The 21,607-nt window shown below is 60.5% G+C and carries 18 protein-coding genes; 5 read left to right on the top strand and 13 right to left on the bottom strand.

Annotation, left to right across the window (positions count from 1 at the left end; translation table 11 throughout):
• A partial coding sequence (locus LAT62_RS02700) for a penicillin acylase family protein (RefSeq protein WP_293378566.1) occupies positions 1-1,462 on the bottom strand: 1,462 nt, incomplete at its 3' end.
• Positions 1,463-1,683: 221 nt separating this feature from the next.
• On the opposite strand from LAT62_RS02700, the gene LAT62_RS02705 reads away from it, so the two are divergent.
• On the top strand, positions 1,684-3,321 hold the full coding sequence (locus tag LAT62_RS02705; protein ID WP_293378569.1) for a methyl-accepting chemotaxis protein: 1,638 nt from the start codon (positions 1,684-1,686) through the stop codon (positions 3,319-3,321).
• A 30-nt stretch (positions 3,322-3,351) separates the two neighbouring features.
• Positions 3,352-5,493 (top strand): hypothetical protein, encoded by a 2,142-nt coding sequence (locus LAT62_RS02710; RefSeq protein WP_293378571.1) that lies wholly within the window; start codon positions 3,352-3,354, stop codon positions 5,491-5,493.
• Between the two features lie 12 nt (positions 5,494-5,505).
• Here LAT62_RS02710 and LAT62_RS02715 read toward each other — a convergent pair whose 3' ends face one another.
• Together LAT62_RS02715 and LAT62_RS02720 are read right to left on the bottom strand one after the other, a co-directional pair.
• A complete protein-coding gene (locus tag LAT62_RS02715; protein ID WP_293378574.1) occupies positions 5,506-6,717 on the bottom strand; it encodes a glycosyl transferase in 1,212 nt (403 codons plus the stop codon).
• A 33-nt stretch (positions 6,718-6,750) separates the two neighbouring features.
• Positions 6,751-7,575, bottom strand: coding sequence for a mannosyl-3-phosphoglycerate phosphatase (locus LAT62_RS02720; protein WP_293378577.1), 825 nt, complete (start codon positions 7,573-7,575; stop codon positions 6,751-6,753).
• 345 nt (positions 7,576-7,920) lie between these two features.
• Here LAT62_RS02720 and LAT62_RS02725 point away from each other — a divergent pair, with 345 nt between their 5' ends.
• The 3 genes from LAT62_RS02725 to LAT62_RS02735 all read left to right on the top strand — a co-directional run bounded on the left by LAT62_RS02725 (position 7,921) and on the right by LAT62_RS02735 (position 10,487).
• A complete protein-coding gene (locus LAT62_RS02725; RefSeq protein WP_293378580.1) occupies positions 7,921-8,703 on the top strand; it encodes a hypothetical protein in 783 nt (260 codons plus the stop codon).
• A 127-nt stretch (positions 8,704-8,830) separates the two neighbouring features.
• Positions 8,831-10,045 carry a pyridoxal phosphate-dependent aminotransferase gene (locus tag LAT62_RS02730; RefSeq protein ID WP_293378583.1) on the top strand — a complete coding sequence of 405 codons (1,215 nt, stop codon included), beginning with the start codon at positions 8,831-8,833 and terminating at the stop codon, positions 10,043-10,045.
• Positions 10,026-10,487, top strand: a complete 462-nt coding sequence (locus LAT62_RS02735; protein WP_293378586.1) for a hypothetical protein — start codon at positions 10,026-10,028, stop codon at positions 10,485-10,487. Before LAT62_RS02730 ends, LAT62_RS02735 begins: the two co-directional genes overlap by 20 nt.
• Positions 10,488-10,642: 155 nt before the next feature.
• On the opposite strand, the gene LAT62_RS02740 is transcribed toward LAT62_RS02735, so the two are convergent.
• The 10 genes from LAT62_RS02740 to LAT62_RS02785 form a co-directional block, all read right to left on the bottom strand.
• Positions 10,643-11,833, bottom strand: a complete 1,191-nt coding sequence (locus LAT62_RS02740) for a 4-phosphoerythronate dehydrogenase (RefSeq protein WP_293378589.1) — start codon at positions 11,831-11,833, stop codon at positions 10,643-10,645.
• Entirely contained in the window at positions 11,817-13,004 is a 1,188-nt protein-coding gene (locus LAT62_RS02745; protein ID WP_293378591.1) for a DEAD/DEAH box helicase, read from the bottom strand. The genes LAT62_RS02740 and LAT62_RS02745 overlap by 17 nt, the downstream gene beginning before the upstream one ends.
• A gap of 84 nt (positions 13,005-13,088) precedes the next feature.
• Positions 13,089-13,352, bottom strand: a complete 264-nt coding sequence (gene tusA / locus LAT62_RS02750) for a sulfurtransferase TusA (RefSeq protein WP_293378594.1) — start codon at positions 13,350-13,352, stop codon at positions 13,089-13,091.
• 47 nt (positions 13,353-13,399) lie between these two features.
• A complete protein-coding gene (locus LAT62_RS02755; RefSeq protein WP_293378597.1) occupies positions 13,400-14,371 on the bottom strand; it encodes an alpha/beta fold hydrolase in 972 nt (323 codons plus the stop codon).
• An 85-nt stretch (positions 14,372-14,456) separates the two neighbouring features.
• Positions 14,457-14,978: a hypothetical protein gene (locus LAT62_RS02760; protein WP_293378599.1), complete on the bottom strand. Its 522-nt coding sequence runs from the start codon at positions 14,976-14,978 to the stop codon at positions 14,457-14,459.
• A 201-nt stretch (positions 14,979-15,179) separates the two neighbouring features.
• On the bottom strand, positions 15,180-16,397 hold the full coding sequence (gene glcF, locus LAT62_RS02765) for a glycolate oxidase subunit GlcF (protein WP_293378601.1): 1,218 nt from the start codon (positions 16,395-16,397) through the stop codon (positions 15,180-15,182).
• 12 nt (positions 16,398-16,409) lie between these two features.
• Positions 16,410-17,471 carry a glycolate oxidase subunit GlcE gene (glcE, locus tag LAT62_RS02770; RefSeq protein WP_293378604.1) on the bottom strand — a complete coding sequence of 354 codons (1,062 nt, stop codon included), beginning with the start codon at positions 17,469-17,471 and terminating at the stop codon, positions 16,410-16,412.
• Complete coding sequence (locus tag LAT62_RS02775) at positions 17,468-18,955, bottom strand: FAD-linked oxidase C-terminal domain-containing protein (RefSeq protein ID WP_293378606.1); 1,488 nt, start codon at positions 18,953-18,955, stop codon at positions 17,468-17,470. Before LAT62_RS02775 ends, glcE begins: the two co-directional genes overlap by 4 nt.
• 16 nt (positions 18,956-18,971) lie before the next feature.
• Positions 18,972-19,397, bottom strand: a complete 426-nt coding sequence (locus LAT62_RS02780; RefSeq protein WP_293378609.1) for a heme-binding protein — start codon at positions 19,395-19,397, stop codon at positions 18,972-18,974.
• 23 nt (positions 19,398-19,420) lie between these two features.
• Positions 19,421-21,595, bottom strand: coding sequence for a malate synthase G (locus LAT62_RS02785; protein WP_293378612.1), 2,175 nt, complete (start codon positions 21,593-21,595; stop codon positions 19,421-19,423).
• Positions 21,596-21,607: the final 12 nt, after the last annotated feature.

Here is a 21,607-nt window from a genome sequence, read left to right on the forward strand (position 1 = left end):
CCGGATAGGACTCCGGTGCAAGATAACCGGCCCACCCCACCGAGCCATCCGACCAGTCACGCGGTTCACGCCCGTCAAAGTCACCAAAACGCTCCGGCAGACGCCCCATGATGGTCCAGGCCTGTTGACCCTGATCATCCACCACCACGAAGTTCTGCCCGGGAATACCGGCCTGCTGGGCAATTGGCAGTGCTTCTTCCACAGTCGTTGCCAGTTCCAGTGCCATGTTGTTCAGGTTGGCCCCTTCCACATCGTGGGCCACCCAGCGCATCACCATCAGTTGATCCTGATGGTTGCGTCCGATGACTGGCCCCCAACGGGTATGTCGCACGGTTATGGTAAATGGTTCGCCGTCTGCCACCTCGATCACTTCGGCAGTCTCCTGCATCGGCTCCCAGCCATCAGGCGTCAGGTATTCCTGCTGGTCGTCGCGGGTCTGCAGCAGTACCACATCCTGAAAATCGGCATTGCTGTTGGTATAACCCCAGGCAATTCTCTGATTGGAGCCCACCACCATGGCTGGTGCTCCAGGCAAGGTGGCCCCGCTGATCTGGCGGTTTTCACCCGGTATATTCCAGGTTGCGCGATACCAGATATTGGGCACATTCAGACCCAGGTGCATATCATTGGCCACCATGCCACTGCCCGTGCCGGTGAGCGCCCCGCCAACCGACCAGTTGTTCGAGCCAAGCTGGATGGGGTCCTGATAACGAAAGGCATCGGCGGCATCAGAGCTGCGGAAATCGGACAGCGGCTGCTCCGGTAGCCACGCATCAAAGGTCAGTGCATCACCGTGCAGGGGGGCATCCCATTCGCCGCCGTCCGGCTGCAGAAAAGCAAACCAGTCCGCCGGCAGCAGATCCCGCATCACGCCACGGCTGACAATCTGTTCTGAAAAGTTGGGCTGCAGGTCCAGATACATGGAATAGAGGGTGAGAAACGTATCTTCCAGCAGCCAGGGCAGTGGCTCCTGACCGAGCAGCCAGTATTCGAAGGGTTTGCTGCGCAACTCGCCCAGGCCATGATTGACGCCCTCGACATAGGCATCCAGAACAGTCTTCTGATCTTCCGGCAATGCCTCATAGGCGGCCAGCGCGCGCTGCCTGAACTGGTGGCGGCGGATGGTGCGATCATGATCCAGAGCCACTTCGCCAAACAGTGCGCTGAGCTCACCGGCCGAATTACGGCGCAACAGATCCATCTGAAAATAGCGTTCCTGGGCATGCAGGAAGCCGAGTGCAAAAGCCGAATCCGCGCGTTCCTGAGATATGATGCGGGGTATGCCTTGCGCATCGCGCTCCACCAGTACCGGCACCGACAGGCTGTTGTGGCGCACTTCGCCGTCCAACTGAGCCAGACTTCCACTCAACTGCCAGTAGACGAACCCGCCACCGGCGACAACAACCACCATGACCAGCAGCAGAAAACTGCCTGCCCAACGTCCCAGTTTTCCAGCTTTCATGCCTGCCTCGACCTCCCGCTCCTGTTTCATGGCAACAGAGTGCCATAGCATGGCGCTGCGCGCAGCAGCTCAAATCAATAATAGCAATAAACTATCACATTGAATCAGGACATATATTGAACCAAACCGAACACACCGGCGTAAACCCATGCAACTAAAACCCGCGCTTCAACAGTCCCGCCAGCGCGGGGCACAGCGCCCCTGACAGAGAAGCAGTCGTTATGCGCATCAAACTTACCCTGGCTCAGCGTCTTGGCCTGGGCTTCGGCCTGGTCGTGGCGCTTATGGTCATCATTACGCTGTTTGGCATACAGCGGGTCAGCATCATTGACAGCACCCTCACCGAAGTCAACGAAGGCGCCACGCAAAAGCAGCGCTATGCGATCAATTTCCGTGGCAGCGTGCATGACAGAGCCATTGCCATCCGCGATGCGGTGCTCACGGACAATGACACTGATCTGCGCGGTTTTCTGGCCCAGATCGATGAATTGGATGCCTTCTATCAGGCGTCCGCCCAGCCCATGAGTCTGGCCATGAGTGCCTCTGACGCAGGGCCGGAAGAACACCAGTTGATGGACCGCATCAATGACATCGAAACCCAGACTCTGGAAGCCACCGACCGCCTGCTGACCCTGCGCCGCAATGGCGACATCGATGCGGCGCGAGAGCTATTGCTGAATGATGTGTCAGCCCGCTATACCGAATGGCTGAATCGGATCAATGTGTTCATCGATTATCAGGAAGCAGAAATCCAGACGGACATCAGCCGTGTCCAGGCCATTGCCGGCGGGTTCGGCCGTGCCATGGTACTGGTCGCCGCCATTGCCCTGCTGGCCAGTGCCGTGATTTCTGCCGCCATCATCATCAACCTGAGGCGCACTCTGGGTGCCGAGCCCGAAGCGGTTTCTGCTGCCATCAGGCGGATGGCGGAAGGTGATCTCACCGAGCTCCAGGAATCCCGTCACCCGGACAGCGTCATGGATCACCTCAATCGCATGGGCCGGCAACTGTCCGAGACGATTCTGGACGTGCGGTCGGCGGCGGATGATCTGACCCGCGCCTCACTGGAACTGCGCTCTACCGCCGGTGACAACAATCAGCAAATTCTGCTGCAGTCCCGCGAAACCGAGCAGATTGCCACAGCCATCAGCCAGATGACGGCCTCGGTGCGTGAAGTAACCGAGCAGGCCACCCGCGCCGCCGAAGCCACGCAGACTGCGGATCAGGAAGTGGATACCGGCAATTCGACGGTACGTTCCTCTACCGAAGCCATGAACCGGCTTGCCGAAACGCTGGAAGAAGCGGCTCGCCGAGTGCAGCAGGTGTCTTCGCAAAGCAGCGAAATCGAGGGCATCATTGAAGTGATCAGCGCGATCGCCGAACAGACCAACCTGCTGGCATTGAATGCGGCCATCGAAGCCGCGCGCGCCGGAGAGCATGGTCGTGGCTTCGCCGTGGTCGCAGACGAGGTGCGCTCGCTGGCCAGCCGTACTCAGGAATCAACGCGAGAAATCAGCCGCATGATCGGTGAGTTGCAGACCGGCTCGACACAGGCCAGCGAAGTGATGGAAAGCAGCCGTGAGCTGGCCCAGAACACGGTGACCAAAACACAGGATTCTGCGTCGGCCCTGGAGCGGATACGCGGATATGTCTCGTCGCTGACTGACATGAACAATCAGATTGCCAGCGCTTCAGAGCAGCAGACCCAGGTCGCCGCCGAGGTGAGCCAGGCCATTGAGCGGATCAACACGGCCACCCAGGCCAGTTCGTCCAGCTCCGAGCAGGTGGCCAGTGCCAGCAGTGAACTGTCGGATCTGGCAGAGCAACTGACTGCGCGGGTCGGCGTATTCCGGATTTGACCGGAGGCCCCAGAGTGGCATGATGAGCCCATGCCCACTGATACCTATAATCATGACGCCCCCATAGAGCCCGGTCGCGATGCTTTTCTGCCGGCGCTCGGCGTCATGGTGGCGGGCCATCGACAGCCCCGCCTGGTACGACAGGGCCAGACACCCCCCTTCAACGACATCGCCGTAGCATTGAAGCAGGTGCTGCTCACTGTGCAAGAGTGCGCCGCCGAGGCCTTCAAGGATGGTCATCCTGTATATCGCGGCCTTACACCGGCCTACCGGCTGTTTACCGGTGATGCCTCGGGTACCGATGAAACCGCCGCACAGTTGGCCGAGCAATGCGGCTACCGCCTCAATATCATCGCTCCCGGTCGGGCCGCTGACGCCGCCTTCACCCAACCTGAAGCACGCCGTGCCATAGCGCTTGGCATGCGCCCCACGCGCCACCTGCAGCGCAAGCTGCGGCAGGAAGATTACAGTCTGCGCGATGACCTGGCGCTGTGCTTTTCCGATCTGATGATTGCCGTCTGGGACGGCGAAGAACCCTTCCCGATGCGCAGTGGTACGGCACTGGCCGTGCGCACGGCTTTGCTGCGGCGCACACCGGTTGTATGGATTCAGCCGAGGGCCGACCAGCCGCCACGGGTGCACCTGACCGACCCGGAACGCCTGACCGACACGGCACTGGCGGAGCTGGAAGTGCTGGGTGCCACCCCCGACATGGTGCAAAAACTGTTCTCGACGCTGCCCGCTGACAGCGCAGCCTTCCGCCATCTGATGCAACGCTGGATGCGGGGCCTGCTGCTGCCCTTCGCAGACAGTCTGGATGACCATAACCCGGAACGTCGGCAGCGCGAGGTGCTGGCCCGTCAACACACCCTGCCCCAACTGGGCTGGCAGTGGGTGCGCCATCTTTCAGGTCGTCATCCGGGACCAGCACCACCCAACCTGTGGCAGTGGTGGCAAGGTTTCCGTGCCTGGCTCAGGGCCATGGTGGATACCCCGCGGCCCTCCCCTGGATATCAGGTGCTCGAGTACCTCACCATGAGTGCTCCGCCTCCGCAATGGCATGAACGCATTACCAGCCGCCTGCATACAGCTCTGGCCAGCCTGATCAAAACCAGTCCGAGTGAGGTCCGCGAGCGCCTGCGCCAGAGTCAGCAGTCACCACCGCCACGCCAGACTGAACCAGAACCGGATAGCCCGATCCGAGAGCAGTTTCTGCCCCACTACTTCGCTTTTGGCGAGCAGCAGGCAAGACGGTGCGCCATGCGTTACCGGGATGATACCTGGTTGATCTTCTATGCCGCTGCCATGGCCGTTTTCTGTGCCGTCGCGGGTGCCATCTATCTCTGGCCAGCCAGTATCGGCGGCCTGAGTCTGGTCTGGGTGATCCTGGAGTTTCTGCTGCTGCGCCTGATCGTGAGCAAGGTGCTGGGGGCGCGCCTGCAGGGCTGGCACCGACGCTGGATGGGCTATCGCTTCATGACCGAGCAATTGCGCATACTGCGCCTGGGGTTTCCATTGCTGGTACTTCCCGATTGCATGCGCCAGCGCCTGTGGACACCAGACCGCAGAGGCGATGGCGTCACCATGCGGCCGCTGCACCCGGAGTCGTGGATTCTGCAGCGTATTCTGATCGCCGAGGGCCTGCCGCGCAGCGCGACTGGCAAGCCCTGGTTTCGCATCACGCACCACAACGAAGCCACGCTGAATCTGACCCGGCATGCGCTGTCCAGCAACCGGCGCTACTTTGCGCACCTGCACCACAAATTGCATGAAGACCACCACCGGTTGCACCGCTTTTCTCTGGTGCTGTTCGGCATGACCTTTCTGGCCGTGCTCAGTCACTTCCTGTTCACGCTGCCCGGCATACTGTTCTTCACAGCGTTCTTTCCGGCCTGGGGGGCTGCCATCCACGGGGTGCTGAATCAGAATGAGGTGGCGCGGGTATCGGCCATGGCACAGCACACGCTGCACCAGCTGCGCACGCTGGATACAGCACTTACCCTGCACCGGGATGTCACCGAGAGCGGCATCCAGATCAATGACGAGGCAGAAGCCTGGGCCCGCACAAGAGAGCTGCGCGGCCTGGTCAGCGCCTTGACAGAGACGCTGGAAACAGAAAACCGGCAGTGGGTATCGTTGCTGCAACACAACGAACCCGATCTGCCGGGTTAACAGTGAAGGCGATCAGTTGTTGTCCAGCTCCACCGCGTCGTAGATCTGCTCGAGGACATCCGGCACAGCGGCCTGGATGCGGTTCCAACTGGGGATGAACGGAGTCGCCATGGGGTTTTCCAGATACTGCTTGCCGGCTTCCATGATGGTGCTGGCAAACAGTTCGACAGCCTCTTCTTCCGCATGCCGGTCAACCTTCAGACCGTTGATGGTGGCGGTGTCGTAGTACATGCCGACAAAATCCAGCGCGATGCGATAGTAGGCTGCCTTGATCGATCTGAAATGCTCTTCCGACAGCACCTGCCCATTAGTGGCCAGCTTGCGAAAGACAGACTTGCTGATATCCAGACTCATTTTGGCCAAGCCGGCTGTCGCGTCATCCTTCGACAGGGGCTGATGCTTGTGATCATAGATGTCGGCGATGTCGACCTGGCAGACACTGCGGTTGGAATAGTTGCGGAACAGCTCACTGAGAATCCCGATCTCCAGACCCCAGTCACTGGGAATACGCATGTTCGGCAGCACATCGGTGCGCAGGGAAAACTCCCCCGACAGCACATAACGGAAGCTGTCCAGATAATCCAGGAACGGATCCGGGCCAATCACCTTGCGCAGACTGCGAATCAACGGCGATACCAGGAGCCGGCAAACGCGGCCATTCAGCTTGTTGTCTGCCACCCGGGCGTAATAGCCCTTGCAGAACTGATAGCGGAATTTCGGGTTGGCCACCGGGTAGATCAGGCGGGCCAGCATGTCCCGATTGTAGGTCTTGATGTCGCAATCATGCATGGCGACGGCTTTCGCCTTGCCCGAGGCCAGAATGTAGCCATAGCAATACCAGACATTGCGCCCCTTGCCCGGGTCCTGCGGGGCCAGGCCCAGGTCTTCCAGTTGGCGGTCTATCTTGCGCAGGCGCGGTCCGTCATTCCAGAGAATGCGCAGCGGCTGGTTCATGCGCGCGAAATATTCCTTGGCGTGCTCGAACTCTTCCCGGTTGGCGCGATCCAGGCCCACCACCACCTCATTGAGGTAGTTGACTTCTTTCAGCTCATCCACCATTCCCTCGAGTGCCGGCTGCTGGAGCTCGGAATACAACGAAGGCAGTACCAGTGCCATCGGGTTGCTGCGGGCAAACCCTCTGAGCTCAGCTTCCAGGCTTTCCAGTGGCCTGTCGACCAGATTGTGCAGATTGGCGATCACGCCGTTCTGAAAGAAATCACCCATACCATTGCACTCCCAGTTTCATTATCGTTGGTGTCAGTCGAGTCGGATGCCTTCGCGTGCGAGCCAGTGCTGTACCCCTTCAACCCAGCCTTTGGGACCGGCAGCATCGGTATAATAGGCATCGGCGCGTTCCAACTGCAGGTGCTCGCCTTTGCCGTTGCGTATAACCGCTGCACTGTCGGCATTCTCCAGCATGGTGCGGTCGTTCTCGCCGTCGCCCAGCGCCATGGCATGACCCGGTTCAGGCAGGTGAGACTCCAGCCAGCGCATGGCCGTTGCCTTGCTGGTATCATCACCCACATGCACGAAACGCCCTCCTCGGGTGACGCTCCATCCGTCTGCTCGCGCCAGGCCTGCAAACTTCTGGTACGACTCGTCGTCGCCTTCCCACACCAGGGGTTCCCCACACTGTCGGCGCATGGACAGCGTCGCCTCTTCTTCGCTCAGCCCGGTCCAGGCCATCACCGTCTCGACTTCAACATCATGAAACCCGGTAAAGCGAAAATCGTGCCGGGTGCGCACTTCACTGAGCCATTGGCAAACGGCACCGTAAGGCCGGGTCATCAGAAAACCCAGTGTGCGGGCGCCCTCCCACTCGGGTTCGTGGCTGCGCCAATAGTCATGCGATTCGGGTAGCAGAATCATACCGCCATTCTCTGCAACGCCGTAACCGGGCAGGTCAAGACGGTCCAGCCACATTTCGAGTTCATCTGCTGTCTTGCTGGTGTTGGGGATGACGAGGATATCGTTGCGGGCACAGGCTTGCAGAAGCGGTGCGGCCGGCGCCCAATCGTAGGTGTGATGGTCCAACAAGGTACCATCCATGTCGGTGTAAATCCGACGCCAGGTATCAGTCATATTTCGATTGCCCTAAACTGCTTGCTGTTACTGAAAAGCCGATTCATGCTGCGGCAAATACCCGCTTTTGGCAACTGACACCCTATTTGACCCATCTTCAGGACCCATTTCATGCCGAAATATGCACTATTTAGGTGCATTTCCAGCATCTGGCACTATATTGGTGCCATCAAGTGCGCATTTTTGGTTGCGCCGACTTGCCTTCGGAGCGATACAGGGATTCATCAGCGCCTGACTCTCGGCAAGTGCAGAGCGCGCGCTGGTTCACAATGAGGAAAAGTAGCGGTTTTGCTGACCCTGATAATTATTTACACTGCATGAAGTCAAGTGGAGCGCCTTGCGTCTATGGATTTCATTATAACGGTAAGCCTGGTGGTATTGGCCCTGGTTCTGATGGGTGCCATGGCGTGGATGCATGTGCGGTACCGCAACTTGCAGGCCAGCCGAGAAAAGCTCCTGCAACTGGGCACTGAAAACAAGAAGCTTCAGGCTATGCTTCGCTCACTGCCCGACAACTTTCTGTCTCGTGCCCTGAAAGACTTCATTTACCGCACTCTGATCACCAACCTCAAGCAGATGATGGAGCTCGATCGCCACAGCAGCCGGTTTCTGCAAATGGACCTGGAGGAGGCCATAGAGCATCGGCGTCTGGTGCAGGCGAACTATCAGGGTGAGAGCGAGCACGAGCCGATTACCGATATTTCGGTCGCCAACAAAGCCCGGGCCGGCCTCAAGTCCCTCTACCGCTATATCAAGGTCGCCTACGAACAGCGCCAGATTACGCGTCAGGAGGCTCAGGCTTTACTTGACGAAATCGAGAATCGATTGGTTCAGACCGGTGCCGAGTTCTACATCGCCAAAGCCCAGTATGCCCGCCGGCAAAAGCGGTTTCGTGAAGCCACTGCATTGTGGCGCCGTGCCATGGAAACCTATGGTCAGAGCCGCCTGTCGGCCCAGTACCAGCAGCGCATGGCACAATGTCGATCGGAGATCCGCAAGCTGCAGGAAGAATGGAAGGAAATCAACCGCGAGCGCAACGAAGCCCAGACTGCGGCCATGCAGAAGGAAATGGACAAATGGATGGAAGAAGAGGAAGGCTGGAAGAAGAAACAACTCTATGACGACTAGCGTGGCCTGCGGTAACATGGCCTGACATCAACTGAGCACCATACCTCTGGCCTTTCCGACAGTCGCCCACACGTTGTTCGGCACTGGTCAGCGCGCCCCATGACATACCGAGTGGAATCGACCCAAGATGGATTTCAAGAAGTCCCTTAAGCTGGCCAATGTATTTTATGACATTCGTGGCCCCGTATTGCAGGAAGCCAAGCGCCTGGAGGATGAGGGCCACCGCATCCTCAAGCTGAACATCGGCAACCCGGCCCCGTTTGGTTTCAACGCACCTGACGAGATCATTACCGATGTCATCCGCAACCTGAATTCGGCGGAAGGCTACAGCGATTCCCGGGGCATCTATCCGGCGCGCAAGGCGGTCATGCAGTACTACCAGCAAAAGCGCGTCGCCAATGTCGATGTGGAAGACATCATTCTCGGCAATGGCGTCAGCGAGTTGATCGTCATGACCATGCAGGCCCTGCTCAATGACGGCGACCAGGTGCTGGTACCCGCCCCCGACTACCCGCTGTGGACCGGCGCGGTCACACTGTCGGGTGGCCAGGCTGTCCACTACATGTGTGACGAACAGCAGGACTGGTATCCGGACATAGACGACATCAAGGCCAAGATCACCGACCGCACCAAGGCGATCGTGCTGATCAACCCGAACAATCCGACCGGCGCTGTCTATTCGAAGGAACTGCTCGAAGAAGTCATTGAACTGGCCCGCCAGCACAGCCTGCTGCTGCTGGCTGACGAGATCTACGACAAGATCACCTTCGATGACACACCCCATCACTCGGTTGCAGAGCTTTGCGATGATGTCCTGTGCATCACCTTCAACGGCCTGTCCAAGGTCTATCGCCTGGCCGGTTTCCGCTCTGGCTGGATGATGCTGAGTGGCCCCAAGCACCGGGCCCGCGACCTGATGGAAGGCTTGAGCATGCTGGCCAATATGCGCCTGTGCTCCAATGTGCCAGCGCAACTGGCCATACAGACTTCACTGGGTGGCTATCAGACCATATACGACCTGACCGCACCCGGCGGGCGCATGTATGAACAGCGCAACCTGGCCCACGAGATGCTGACCTCGATTCCCGGCATTACCTGTGTGAAGCCCAAGGGCGCCCTGTATCTGTTCCCGAAAATTGATACCCGGCGTTTCAATATCCACAACGACGAAAAATTCATTCTCGATTTCCTGCGCGAGCAGAAAATACTGATGGTGCACGGGCGGGCCTTCAACTGGCCCGAAGTTGACCATTTCCGCATCGTCTTCCTGCCCAACCGTGAAGACCTGACGGAATGCCTTGAGAAGCTGGAGCGTTTTCTGGATGGCTACCGACAGCAATAGACAGCCGGATTTTCTGAGTCGTTCGGCGATTCCGCCGGACATTCACATGACCGATTTCTACAACGACACCGGGCGCATCCTGATCAACCGGTATCGGTGCTTTCCGCGCGAAGAGCCTCTGTGGGTCGATGATATCTGCGGGCCGCATGATTTCGACGAGTTTGGTCAGCACAGCCCGCGCCATCTGGCCTGTCTGGCCACTATTCTGTGGTTGGCCCGGGAAGGCTACCTGACCTACACCTCGCAGGATCAGCAGGTCGGTTTCAACCACTGTGTGCTGACCGAGAAGTCACTGGCGTTGTTGTGTGGCTGGCACAAGGATAGCTCGCAGCGGCCAATCGATGCCTTGGAGCAGGCGTTGCTCACCGGATCGTCGCAGGATATGGAGGCAGCGGTGCAGAGTGTACTGGTGGCCTCGGCGGGTCGGTATTTCAGGGTTTGATTGGGGGCCTGCGGCCCCGAGCGCGGCCAAGGCCGGCGCCTACAATAGAGGCACATTTGTAGGCGATGATTTATCTGCGCTTGGCGGCGGAGCCGCCCTGCATAGGGGCCTGCGGCCCCATCGCGCAACGGGGCCGAGGCGTCGGACCGGCGCTCCTACCGCACAATAAAGCCCGCGGTGCGCAGCAGGCGCAGTGCCTCGTCTCCCAACCCCTGATGCTCGATCACCGTCGACCCCAGCTCGCGCCGAGGAGCGGCGCGCCCGGCATAATCACGCCGATAGGCATCAAACGCCGAGCCTCTGTCCTTCGCCGACACCGCACCAATAGCCTCACGAAACCGCTGATCATCACCTACCGGGTCGCAGACACGCAGCACGGCCTCCCGCAGTACCTGCCAGGCGTCATCCGGCAGTTCAGCCGCATTCAACGAAATTGTCGGAGCGCGTGGCAGCAGGTCGGTAACCGACTGCACCGGTGGTGCCAGCCCAAGCTCTTCGGCCACCGCCCGGCGCAGCATCCAGGTGCCCCGCACCCGGCCCTCCAGCGAGTAGCCGGCAATATGGCCAGTGGCCATGCGGGTGTGGGCCATAATATCCAGAGGCAGGTCAGGCTCCGGATCCCAGACATCCAGCAGCAACTGAAGGTCGGGTCGCCGGCGCAGAGTCTCCCGCAACACGTCGGAGGCGATCACTCCCCCGCGCCCGGCATTGAGCACAATAGCGTGCTCCGGCATCTGCATCATCAGGTCGGCAGTCACCATACCCTGAGTCGGCCAACCGCCGCTGACCGTCAGTGGCGCATGACAACAGACTATATCGGCTGTGAAGGCCTCTTGCAGACTGACAAATCGGGATTCAGGCGCACCGTCGGGTCCGGGTTCGCCAGTGGCTTCTCGCGGTGGGTCACAAACATCCACCTGTAGACCCAGCGCCCGCAAGCGGCTGACCAGACGCCCCCCGACATTACCGGCGCCGACTACGGCAACCCGTTTCTTTCGCAGCGCAGCAGGGTCATCGGGAAACTGCAGCAGCAGTGCACCCAGCACAAAGTCGACAACACCCAGTGCATTGCAGCCGGGCGCCCAGGCAAAGGGAATGGAACGGTCGGCAAGACAGGCCCGATCGACATGGTCAGTGCCGATGGTGGCACTACCGACAAAGCGCAGATGATCGGCGCGGGAGAGCAGATCGGCATCCACTCGGGTGACGCTGCGCACCAGCAGCACATCCACATCAGCCAGCGCCGCGGGCGTCATGGTGCGCCCGGGGCAGGTTCTGATTTCGGTGGCGACATCGTCGAACAGCGCCGCCACCGCCGGCATGTTTTCGTCAGCCAGTATGCGCATGAGCCATGAGATGCTCGGGCGGGTGCTCTATCTGCAGACTCTGTCCGATAAACTTCTGCAGGTCTTCCACCAGAAAGGCATCGTCTTCACAGACAAAGCTGTAGGAACGACCCTCGGCCCCGGCACGACCGGTACGGCCAATGCGGTGTACATAGTCTTCCGGGTCTTCCGGCAACGTGAAGTTGATGACATGGCTGACATCATCCACATGCAGACCACGGCCCGCCACATCCGTGGCCACCAGGATATCGATATCGCCGGTCTTGAAGCCGGCCAGTGTTTTCAGGCGCTTGTCCTGGGTAATCTCACCCGACAGCATGGCCACCTTGTGCGGTGAAGACTTGAGCTTCTCGAACAGCTTGCGCACCAGATCGCGACGGTTGGCAAAAATGATGGCCTTGGTCACTTCTTCCTGCTCGAGAATGGCCTGCAGCAGACCCATCTTCTCGTCGGTGGAGGTCAGATACAGCTTCTGCTCGACTTTCTCGGCCGTCGTGAACTCCGGTGCAATGTCGACAAATTCCGCGTTATTTGTCCAGCGCTCCGACAGGTTGAGGATGTCCTGCGTGAAGGTAGCGCTAAACAGCAAGGTCTGGCGCTCCTTGCTCGGTGGCATGGCCCGCTCTATGTACTTGATGTCCGGTATAAAGCCCATATCCAGCATACGGTCGGCTTCGTCTATGACAAAGACCTCGGTCTGATCAAGGAAAACAGCACGCTGACGCACGAAGTCCATCAGGCGACCGGGCGTGGCAATCAGCAGGTCCACATGCCGTGTCTGCAGCCCTTTGCGCTGCTTCTGCATGTCCAGCCCGCCAACCAGCGTGTGGATTTCCAGGTCGGTAAACTGTGCCAGCAGTTCCGCATCGGCGGCAATCTGCAGGGCCAGTTCGCGCGTTGGGGCCAGAATGACCGCCCGCGGCTCGCCCTGGAACTGCTCCGGCAGCGGCTGATACAGCAGGTCGCTCATGACCGCCAGCAGAAACGCCGCTGTTTTACCCGTGCCCGTCTGGGCCCGGCCAATGCAGTCACGGCCGCGCAAAGCAAAGGGCAGCACCTGCTGCTGAATCGGCGTGCATTCGGTAAACTTCATTTCATCCAGCGCCTTTTTCAGGGCACCGGGCAGGGGTAGAGCCTTGAAAGGCAGGGGTTGTTTCAGGTCTGTCGACATAGCAATACGTTCTCTTATCCGCTGTGCCGCAGCGCCCAAAACAGTTGGCCAGAGCAGATCCCCGATTCCAGTCGAAATCGGGCCTCAGGACGCGGCGGTTCTTATCCAATAGGTGTATAACCCGTCATCGCCCTGCGCCCGCAACAGTTCATGCCCCAGATACTGGCAGAAACGCGGGATGTCACGCTGGGTTGACGGATCAGAAGCCAGTACCCGGATCACATCACCCGGGCCCGCTTTTCGGACTTCGGCATGCAACAGCATGACGGGTTCCGGACAGTTCAGCCCCTGGGTATCCAGGTCAACAAACTCGTCCGGTGGTGTGAAGGGGGTTACTGACTCGCTCATGGCGCCCGGATGATAGCATATTTCCGTGGTGTGAGCCTGTTTTCTGACTATTCTGTCGCCAGTTGCTGACGCAGAAAAACCGCCAGCCGTTCGCTCTCCCAGAAATATCCGTTGGCAGCATAGAATCCGACATGCCCGCCCGTTGCCGGCTGCTCCAGCCAGAGCCAGTCATGCCTCTCCGCCAGTTGCGTCGGAAAGCAACTGCCACTCAGAAACGGATCATTGCGCGCATTCAGCATCAGTGTCGGCACACGAATGGTCTCCAGAAACCCGTTGGCGCTGCACTCGCTGTAATAATGGGCCGCATCGCGGAAGCCATGCATGGGCGCCGTGTAATGATCGTCGAACTGGCGCACGGTGCGAATATCCTCCAATGGGCGCAGATCGAACTCGGTCGGGAAACGCAGTGCCTTGGCCCGCAGACGGCGGCGCAGGTCGCGCACGAAACGGCGGCGATAAAGCGTGTTGGTGGGCTTTTCCAGCTCGGTATTGCATCCCATCAGGTCACAGGGCACCGCCACGGTGGCTGCGGCCTTTACCCCGAGCCTGGCTGCCTGATCTCCGGCTTCGCCCAGCCATTTCAGGGTAATATTGCCGCCCATGGAGAAGCCGCTGAGCACGACCGGGCCGGCATGCTGCGCCCTGCCCCATTCGATCACTGCATTCAGATCATCGCTGCAACCGGCGTAATAAGATTTCGGCAACAGGTTGTCCTGCCGACCGCAGCCGCGCAGGTTCCAGGCCAGCACGGCAAATCCCTGACGCTGGGCAGCCTGCGCCAGACCCAGCACATAGGGTCGTTGCGAGTTGCCCTCCATGCCATGGGCAATCAGCAGCAACGGAGCCGTCCTGTCGGGCGGCGGATACCAGTCGGCAACCAGGCGGTCGCCATCCGGCGTGGCAATCTCGACCGGCTCGCTGGCCAGGCTCAGACGACGGAAAAAGAACGGATACAGGGTCTGCAGGTGGCCACCGGGCAACCAGTGCGGCGAACGGAACTCGGATTCGACCAGGGGCAAGGCAACAGGACTCCAACACAAAAACGGGGCCCAGTTTACCTAAACCAATGGCCCCGCATTTCAGGCAGACTTCAAGACAGGCGGTTCAGGCCAGCTTGAAGCGCGAACTCAGCGCATCGTAGAAAGTTTCGCGCAGCTCTGCAATGTCCTGACGTACCTGGTCGATGCCGTGAATGTCATCACCGGTAAAGCTGTCCTTCTCGGCATAGATCTGCCGGCGCAGGTGCACGATCTTGGCGCCATAGATGCGCAGGGCACGTTCCAGCTTCTTTTCACCGAGCAGCAGCAGCGTCGCCTCGGCTTCGGTCAGATTGCGGAACACCTTGACCAGTTCGTCCGTGGTGCGCCGCAGTTCCTGCTTGCGGTGCGCTGGCCAGCTGTTGCCCTGACGGGAAAACTCCAGCGCCAGCGCCAGAAACTGCTGATAGACATGGTGCACTTCACTGACATTCTGCGCCACCGATTCAAGCAATGCACGCCGCGTCTGTTCTGCCGGGTCACCCTGGCCGTCACCGCGAAAACGCAATGCCACCAGCGCCGCCAGCCCGCAGGTCAGAATGCCGGCACTGAAGGTTCCGATAAGAATGCTGATATCCATTGTTTCCATGGCTACTCCACCACCTGTTAACCGTTGTTGATCAATGTGTGGTAGAGACTATTCAAGATGCGGGCCAGCTTCGGCTGGCCAGCTGTTTTGCGGTGGATCGCGACGGGCAGTGCCTTTTCAGGCGGTATGGAGCGGAAACAAGCGGCAAGAGCTTGCAACCCGGTGCCGATTCACGGGCAAGGGGTGACCTGAAAAACGAATCTAATGGGCCTGCTCATCCAGCAACTCGATCCAGTGTCTGACCGGCACGTCCGAGCGTGTCGCCAGGTGCATCTGGCAGCCGATATTGGCCGTTACTATCTGGTCCGGATTGTCACCGGTCAACGCTTTCAGCTTGTTGCCGAGCAATGTCTGGCTCATCTCCGGCTGCAGGATGGAATAGGTGCCGGCAGAGCCACAGCAAAGGTGATCATCCGTTGTTTCTGCCAACGGGATGCCGGCCTGCGTCAGAATCCGCTTGACCGTGCCCGTCAGCTTCAGTGCATGCTGCTGGGTGCAGGGGCAATGCACGGCGGTCTTCAGCGGTGATTCTGCCGGCTGCAGCTTGGTCAGGTCTTCCGGCAGCAGGACTTCCGACAGGTCTTTCGCCAGGGCGCTGACGCGTGCCGCCTTCTCGGCGTACTCCGGGTCATCGCTGAGCAGCGCACCGTAGTCCTGCACCATGGCGCCGCAGCCAGAGGCACTGATCACAATGGCTTCGGCACCCGCTTCTATCTCCGGCCACCAGGCGTCGATATTGCGGCGCATGAACTCCAGGCCTTCGTCGTGCGCCGCCAGGTGATAGCTGACGGCGCCGCAACAGCCTGCCTTCGGCGCTTCCACCAGGCTGACTCCGAGCCGGTCCAGCACCCGCGCAGCGCTGGCATTGGTGTTGGGTGTGGCAGCACTCTGGGCACACCCCGCCAGAGTCAGCATGCGGCGCGGCTGGCGGGTCGCAGGCCAGGGCAAGGCCTTCTGATACTCGGGCACCTTGGCTTTCAGCGCACCCGGCAGCAGCGGCTTGAACACCTGCCCCAGACGCAACAGGGGCGTGAACCGGACGGGGTATGGCAACACCTTGCGCAGGGCCCAGCGCATGGCTTTTTGCCTAAATGGTCGATCCAACTGCTCTTCCATGACATCACGGCCGATATCGATCAGACGGCCGTACTGAACGCCCGAAGGGCAGGTGGTTTCGCAACTGCGACAGGTCAGGCATCGGTCCAGATGCGTTTGGGAGGCCTCAGTAATTTCGCCGGTTTCCAGAAACTGCTTGAGCAGGTAGATGCGCCCGCGCGGGCCATCGCGCTCGTCGCCCAGTTCTTGATAGGTCGGGCAGGTCGCATTGCAGAAGCCGCAATGCACACAGCTGCGCAGAATGGACTCCGCTTCGTCTATGTCACTGCGTTGCTCGAACTTGGGATGAATATTGGTTTGCATGGCGCTTTCCTGTTACATCCAGCCGTACAGCCGGCCCTTGTTGAAGATCCCGTCGGGATCCATGGCGACTTTCAGGCGCTGATGCAGCTTTTGCAGCGGTGGCGCCAGCGCCGGGCTGACCTCGCTCTGGCGATCACCACCGCGAAACAGCGATACCTGGCCACCCGCTGCGCCGGCCTGCTCAGTCATAACCGCCGGATCGCCGTCCCCGCTCAGCCAGCGCTGGCTGCCACCCCAGTCCAGCAGCCAGTTCTGCTGCGGCTGCCAGTGGGGAGCGGCCGAGTTGACTGAAAATCGCCAGAGCAGCCTGTCGGTGTTGAAGAAGTCGAGCTGGTGGTTGTTCAGTTGCTGCCACAGGGTATCAGCGTCCTCCAGACGCTCGCCGCCCCACTGCTGTGCCGTGCCATTGACCGCGCTCTCGGCGCCAGCCAGACGCAGGTAGAGTTTGCCGTCGAGCCAGAAGGCACCGGTCAATGGCTTGGGCAGGCCGCTGTAGCGGTTCATCTGCGCAATGGCTTGATCGGCCGGCATCTCCTGTACCAGGGTCAGGGTCACTGCAGGTATGGGCATGACCTTCAGGCTCACCTCGGTAATCACGCCGAGAGTACCCAGAGCACCGGCCTGCAGACGGGAGACATCATAGCCGGCCACGTTCTTGATCACCTGACCACCAAAACGCAGATGTTCACCGCGCCCGTTGATGAGTCGCAGACCCAGCACCATGTCGCGCACCGAACCACTCCAGGGGCGAGCCGGGCCGGACTGATTGCAGGCCAGGGTACCGCCAATGGTGGCACCGCCCCCGAAATGCGGTGGCTCGAACGCCAGCATCTGATGGTGCTCGGCCAGAGCGGCCTCGATCTCTGCCAGTGGGGTTCCGGCACGGGCGGTCAGCACCAGCTCGACAGGCTCGTAACTGACAATGCCGTTGTGCCGACCCACCTCAAGCGACTCACCCTCAGTGGTCTCCCGGCCCATGAAAGCCTTGCTGTCACCCCCCACGATTCTGAGGTGGCGCTGTTCGGCCCGGGCACTGTTGACCTGCTCGATCAGGCTCTGTGTTGCATCCGTCATGATGTTGATCCGTGCACGTGGGCCATGGGCTGCATGCCGTCCGGCTTCAGGGCGCGATATTCCTGACAGTTTTTCAGCACCGGTATGCCTTTGCCCGGGTTCAGCGTGCCGACCGGATCAAAGGCCGCCTTGATGGCATGGAACTGCGCAATTTCTTCATCCCGGAACTGAATGGCCATCTGTCGGATCTTCTCGACCCCGACCCCATGCTCGCCGGTGATGCAGCCGCCCACCGCGACGCAAAGCTCCAGAATCTCGCCACCGAAGGCCTCGGCGCGCTCGAACTCGCCCGGCACATTGGCGTCGAACAGAATCAGCGGATGCAGATTGCCGTCGCCGGCGTGAAAGACATTGGCCACGCGCAGGCCATGGCGTTCGGACATCTCCTGCATGGCCAGCAGCACGGGCGCCAACTGGCCGCGCGGAATGGTGCCGTCCATGCAGTAGTAGTCCGGCGAAATGCGGCCCACGGCAGGAAAGGCCGACTTGCGCCCCTTCCACAGCAGCGCCCGCTCGGCATCATCGTGCGAGACCCGGATACTGGCGCCCATGCCCTCGAACAGCTCGGACACCTGCTGGATGTGCTCCTGCACTTCTTCCTGCGTGCCGTCGACCTCGCACAGCAACAGCGCTTCGGCCTCGGTCGGGTAGCCGGCCTGCACAAAGGCCTCGGCCGCGACGATGGCGTGCTTGTCCATCATCTCCAGGCCGGCCGGAATAATACCCCGGCTGATCACCGCGCTGACCGCCTCTCCGGCGGTCTGCACCGAGTCGAAGGCGGCCATCACCACCTGTGCCTTTTCCGGCATCGGCAGCAGCTTCACCGTCACTTCGGTAATCACACCGAGCAGCCCTTCCGACCCGGTGATCAGCGCCAGCAGGTCGGGGCCGCCACTGTCGAGGCCTTCGCTGCCGATCACCAGACGCTCACCTTCGACCGTGATCATTTCCACCTGTAGCAGGTTGTGCACGGTCAGCCCGTATTTCAGGCAGTGCACACCGCCGGAGTTTTCTGCCACATTGCCGCCGATGCTGCAGGCAATCTGGGAGGACGGGTCCGGCCCATAGTAGAGCCCATGCGGCCAGGCCGCTTCGCTGATGGCCAGGTTGCGCACCCCGGGCTGCAGCCGGGCGGTACGCGCCAGAGGGTCGATATCCAGAATCCGGTTGAATTTGGCCAGCGACAGCAGCACACCTTCACTGTGCGGCATGGCGCCGGCACAGAGCCCGGTACCGGCACCACGCGCCACCACTGGCACCGCGCGCTGGTGGCACAACCGAAGCACCTGCTGTACCTGTTCGACCGTTTCCGGCAACACCACCAGCAGGGGCATTTCGCAGTACATCGACAGGCCGTCGCATTCGTAGGGCTTCTGCGTTTCCTGGTCCGCGATAATGCATCCCGGCTTCAGAAAACGCGCAAACTCCGCCGCCAGATCCGATTTGATGTCGGTAGTCCCGTTTTCAGCAGTGGCCGTGGTCATGGCAACGCTCCTCAGTTCAACCCATCTGTTGCTGCAGATAGTCGATGCCGGCCTGGGCGCAGACCATATCCTGATCCGGCGTGCCCGAACTCAACCCGATGCCGCCGACCACCTCGCCGTCGACTGTCACCGGCAAGCCGCCGCCAACCACACAAAGCCGCCCGCCAATGGCGGTATGAATGCCAAAGGCCAGATTGCCGGGCACGCAGGCCTTGTTGTATTCGTGCGTCGCCTTGCGCGCCGCGCCGGCGGTGAAAGCCTTGTCCTGCGCGATGGTGATGCTGGTGACCTTGCCGCCATTCATGCGCTCGAAAGCGATCAGATTTCCGGACTCGTCCACCACGGCGATGCACATGGGCACGCCGATCTCTTCTGCCTTGAGGCGTGCCCCGGTGATCAGGTGATGCGCCTCGTCAATGCTCAGTCTCTTGATGGTCAACATGCGTTGTTCTCCGAATCAGGTTATCAGGTGTTTTTCTGCTCACGACGGCGCGCGTGCAGGACAGGTTCGGTGTAGCCACTGGGCTGGCGGGTGCCCTTGAACACCAGGTCGCAGGCCGCCTGAAAGGCAACACCATCGAAACCGTGCGCCATGGGGCGATAGGCCGGATCGTGCTGGTTCTGCCGGTCCACAATGGCCGCCATGCGCTGCAGTGTCTCCAGCAACTGCTCCTGCGTGCAGATGCCGTGGCGCAGCCAGTTGGCCATATGCTGGGCGGAGATGCGCAGCGTGGCGCGGTCCTCCATCAGCCCGACATTGTTGATGTCCGGCACCTTGGAGCAGCCGATGCCCTGGTCAATCCAGCGCACCACGTAACCCAGCAGCCCCTGTGCATTGTTGTCGAGTTCCTGCTGGATTTCTTGCGGTGTCAGGGTGGTGCTGTGCATCAGCGGCGGCGTCAGGATGTCGGCGAGCATGGCGCGTGGCCGCGATTTGAGTTCCTCCTGCCGCTGGCGAACATTCACTTCATGGTAATGGGTGGCGTGCAGGGTAGCGGCCGTGGGTGACGGCACCCAGGCACAATTGGCACCCGCTTTCGGATGACCGGCCTTGGTGGCCAGCATCTGCGCCATCTCATCCGGCTTGGCCCACATGCCCTTGCCGATCTGTGCCTTGCCCTGCAGACCACAGGTCAAGCCGATATCGACGTTCCAGTCTTCATAGGCCTTGATCCAGGGCTGATCCTTGATGTCATCCTTGCGCAGGAAGGGGCCGGCTTCCATGCTGGTATGAATCTCGTCACCGGTGCGATCGAGAAAGCCGGTATTGATGAAGACCAGCCGGTTCTTCACCGCCCGGATGCATTCCTTCAGGTTGACTGTGGTGCGCCGTTCCTCGTCCATCACGCCCACCTTCAGAGTGAAGCGCGGCAAACCCAGCGCGTCCTCGACCCGCTCGAACAGCAGGTCGGTAAACGCCACCTCTTCCGGCCCATGCATCTTGGGTTTGACAATATAGAGGCTGCCGGTGCGGCTGTTGGCCAGCTTGCCGCGGCCCTTCAGGTCGTGCAGCGCACAGGCCGTGGTGATCATGGCATCCAGGATACCTTCCGGCACTTCGTTGCCGTCGCGATCCAGAATAGCGTCATTGGTCATCAGATGGCCCACATTGCGCACCAGCAGCAAGCTGCGCCCGTGCAGGGTCAGCAGCTGGCCATCAGGCGCCTGATAGGTGCGATCCGGGTTCAGCGCCCGGGTCATCGGCTTGCCGCCCTTGGTGAAGGTGTCCGTCAGGTCGCCCTTCATCAGGCCCAGCCAGTTGCGATACACCGCCACCTTGTCCTCGGCATCAACGGCGGCCACCGAATCCTCGCAGTCGATGATGGTCGACAGCGCCGATTCCAGCACCACATCGCGGATTCCGGCCTGACTCAGCTTGCCAATCGGGTGCTGACGGTCGATCTGCAGCTCGATATGCAGCCCGTTGTTGACCAGCAACAGCGACCGCAGCTCAGGGTCCGCCAGGAAGCCCGCAAGCTGCTCCGGGTGCTGCAACCCGCTCTCAGTGCCATCGGCCAGCCTGGCAACAGCCTGCCGCTGACCACCGGTCTCGTCGATACGGTACTCAACCACATCGGCGTGGCTACCGTTGTCCAGCGGCACAGAGCGGTCGAGAAAGTCGTGCGTCCAGTCGATCACGCGTCGGGCGCGTGTCTCATTGAATACCTTGCCGCGCTCTGCCCCGCCGTCTTCGGCGATGGCATCGGTGCCATAGAGCGCATCATAGAGACTGCCCCAGCGGGCATTGGCAGCATTGAGCGCGAAGCGGGCATTGTTGACCGGCACCACCAGTTGCGGCCCGGCCAGTTGGGCGATCTCGTCATCCACATGCTCAGTGGCGATGCTGAAATCCGGGCCCTCGGGCTCCAGGTAGCCGATGTCCGACAACATGGCACGGTAGGCTTCGGCATCAAAGTCTGTCTTCCCCTGCTGCTGATGCCACTGGTCAATCCGGGCCTGCAGGTCGTCCCGCTTTTTCAGCAGATCCCGATTGACCGGGGCCAGATCATGAATAAGGGCACTGAAGGCAGACCAGAAGTGCTCGCTGCTGATGCCCGTGCCGGGCAGCACGTCCTGGTTGATCAAGTCAAAGAGAGGCCGGGCAACCTGCAGCCCCCCTGTCTGAACACGCTCTTGCATCAGTTCATCCTC

This window comes from Natronospirillum sp., assembly GCF_022565775.1.
In the GTDB taxonomy this organism is placed as follows: domain Bacteria; phylum Pseudomonadota; class Gammaproteobacteria; order Pseudomonadales; family Natronospirillaceae; genus Natronospirillum.

Bases quoted from the DNA above. Each gene is read 5' to 3' on its own strand.
- LAT62_RS02705 (WP_293378569.1), top strand. From the start codon at position 1,684: ATGCGCATCAAACTTACCCTGGCTCAGCGTCTTGGCCTGGGCTTCGGC.
- LAT62_RS02710 (WP_293378571.1), top strand. From the start codon at position 3,352: ATGCCCACTGATACCTATAATCATGACGCCCCCATAGAGCCCGGTCGC.
- LAT62_RS02715 (WP_293378574.1), bottom strand. From the start codon at position 6,717: ATGGGTGATTTCTTTCAGAACGGCGTGATCGCCAATCTGCACAATCTG.
- LAT62_RS02720 (WP_293378577.1), bottom strand. From the start codon at position 7,575: ATGACTGATACCTGGCGTCGGATTTACACCGACATGGATGGTACCTTG.
- LAT62_RS02725 (WP_293378580.1), top strand. From the start codon at position 7,921: ATGGATTTCATTATAACGGTAAGCCTGGTGGTATTGGCCCTGGTTCTG.
- LAT62_RS02730 (WP_293378583.1), top strand. From the start codon at position 8,831: ATGGATTTCAAGAAGTCCCTTAAGCTGGCCAATGTATTTTATGACATT.
- LAT62_RS02735 (WP_293378586.1), top strand. From the start codon at position 10,026: ATGGCTACCGACAGCAATAGACAGCCGGATTTTCTGAGTCGTTCGGCG.
- LAT62_RS02740 (WP_293378589.1), bottom strand. From the start codon at position 11,833: ATGCGCATACTGGCTGACGAAAACATGCCGGCGGTGGCGGCGCTGTTC.
- LAT62_RS02745 (WP_293378591.1), bottom strand. From the start codon at position 13,004: ATGTCGACAGACCTGAAACAACCCCTGCCTTTCAAGGCTCTACCCCTG.
- tusA (WP_293378594.1), bottom strand. From the start codon at position 13,352: ATGAGCGAGTCAGTAACCCCCTTCACACCACCGGACGAGTTTGTTGAC.
- LAT62_RS02760 (WP_293378599.1), bottom strand. From the start codon at position 14,978: ATGGAAACAATGGATATCAGCATTCTTATCGGAACCTTCAGTGCCGGC.
- glcF (WP_293378601.1), bottom strand. From the start codon at position 16,397: ATGCAAACCAATATTCATCCCAAGTTCGAGCAACGCAGTGACATAGAC.
- glcE (WP_293378604.1), bottom strand. From the start codon at position 17,471: ATGACGGATGCAACACAGAGCCTGATCGAGCAGGTCAACAGTGCCCGG.
- LAT62_RS02775 (WP_293378606.1), bottom strand. From the start codon at position 18,955: ATGACCACGGCCACTGCTGAAAACGGGACTACCGACATCAAATCGGAT.
- LAT62_RS02780 (WP_293378609.1), bottom strand. From the start codon at position 19,397: ATGTTGACCATCAAGAGACTGAGCATTGACGAGGCGCATCACCTGATC.
- LAT62_RS02785 (WP_293378612.1), bottom strand. From the start codon at position 21,595: ATGCAAGAGCGTGTTCAGACAGGGGGGCTGCAGGTTGCCCGGCCTCTC.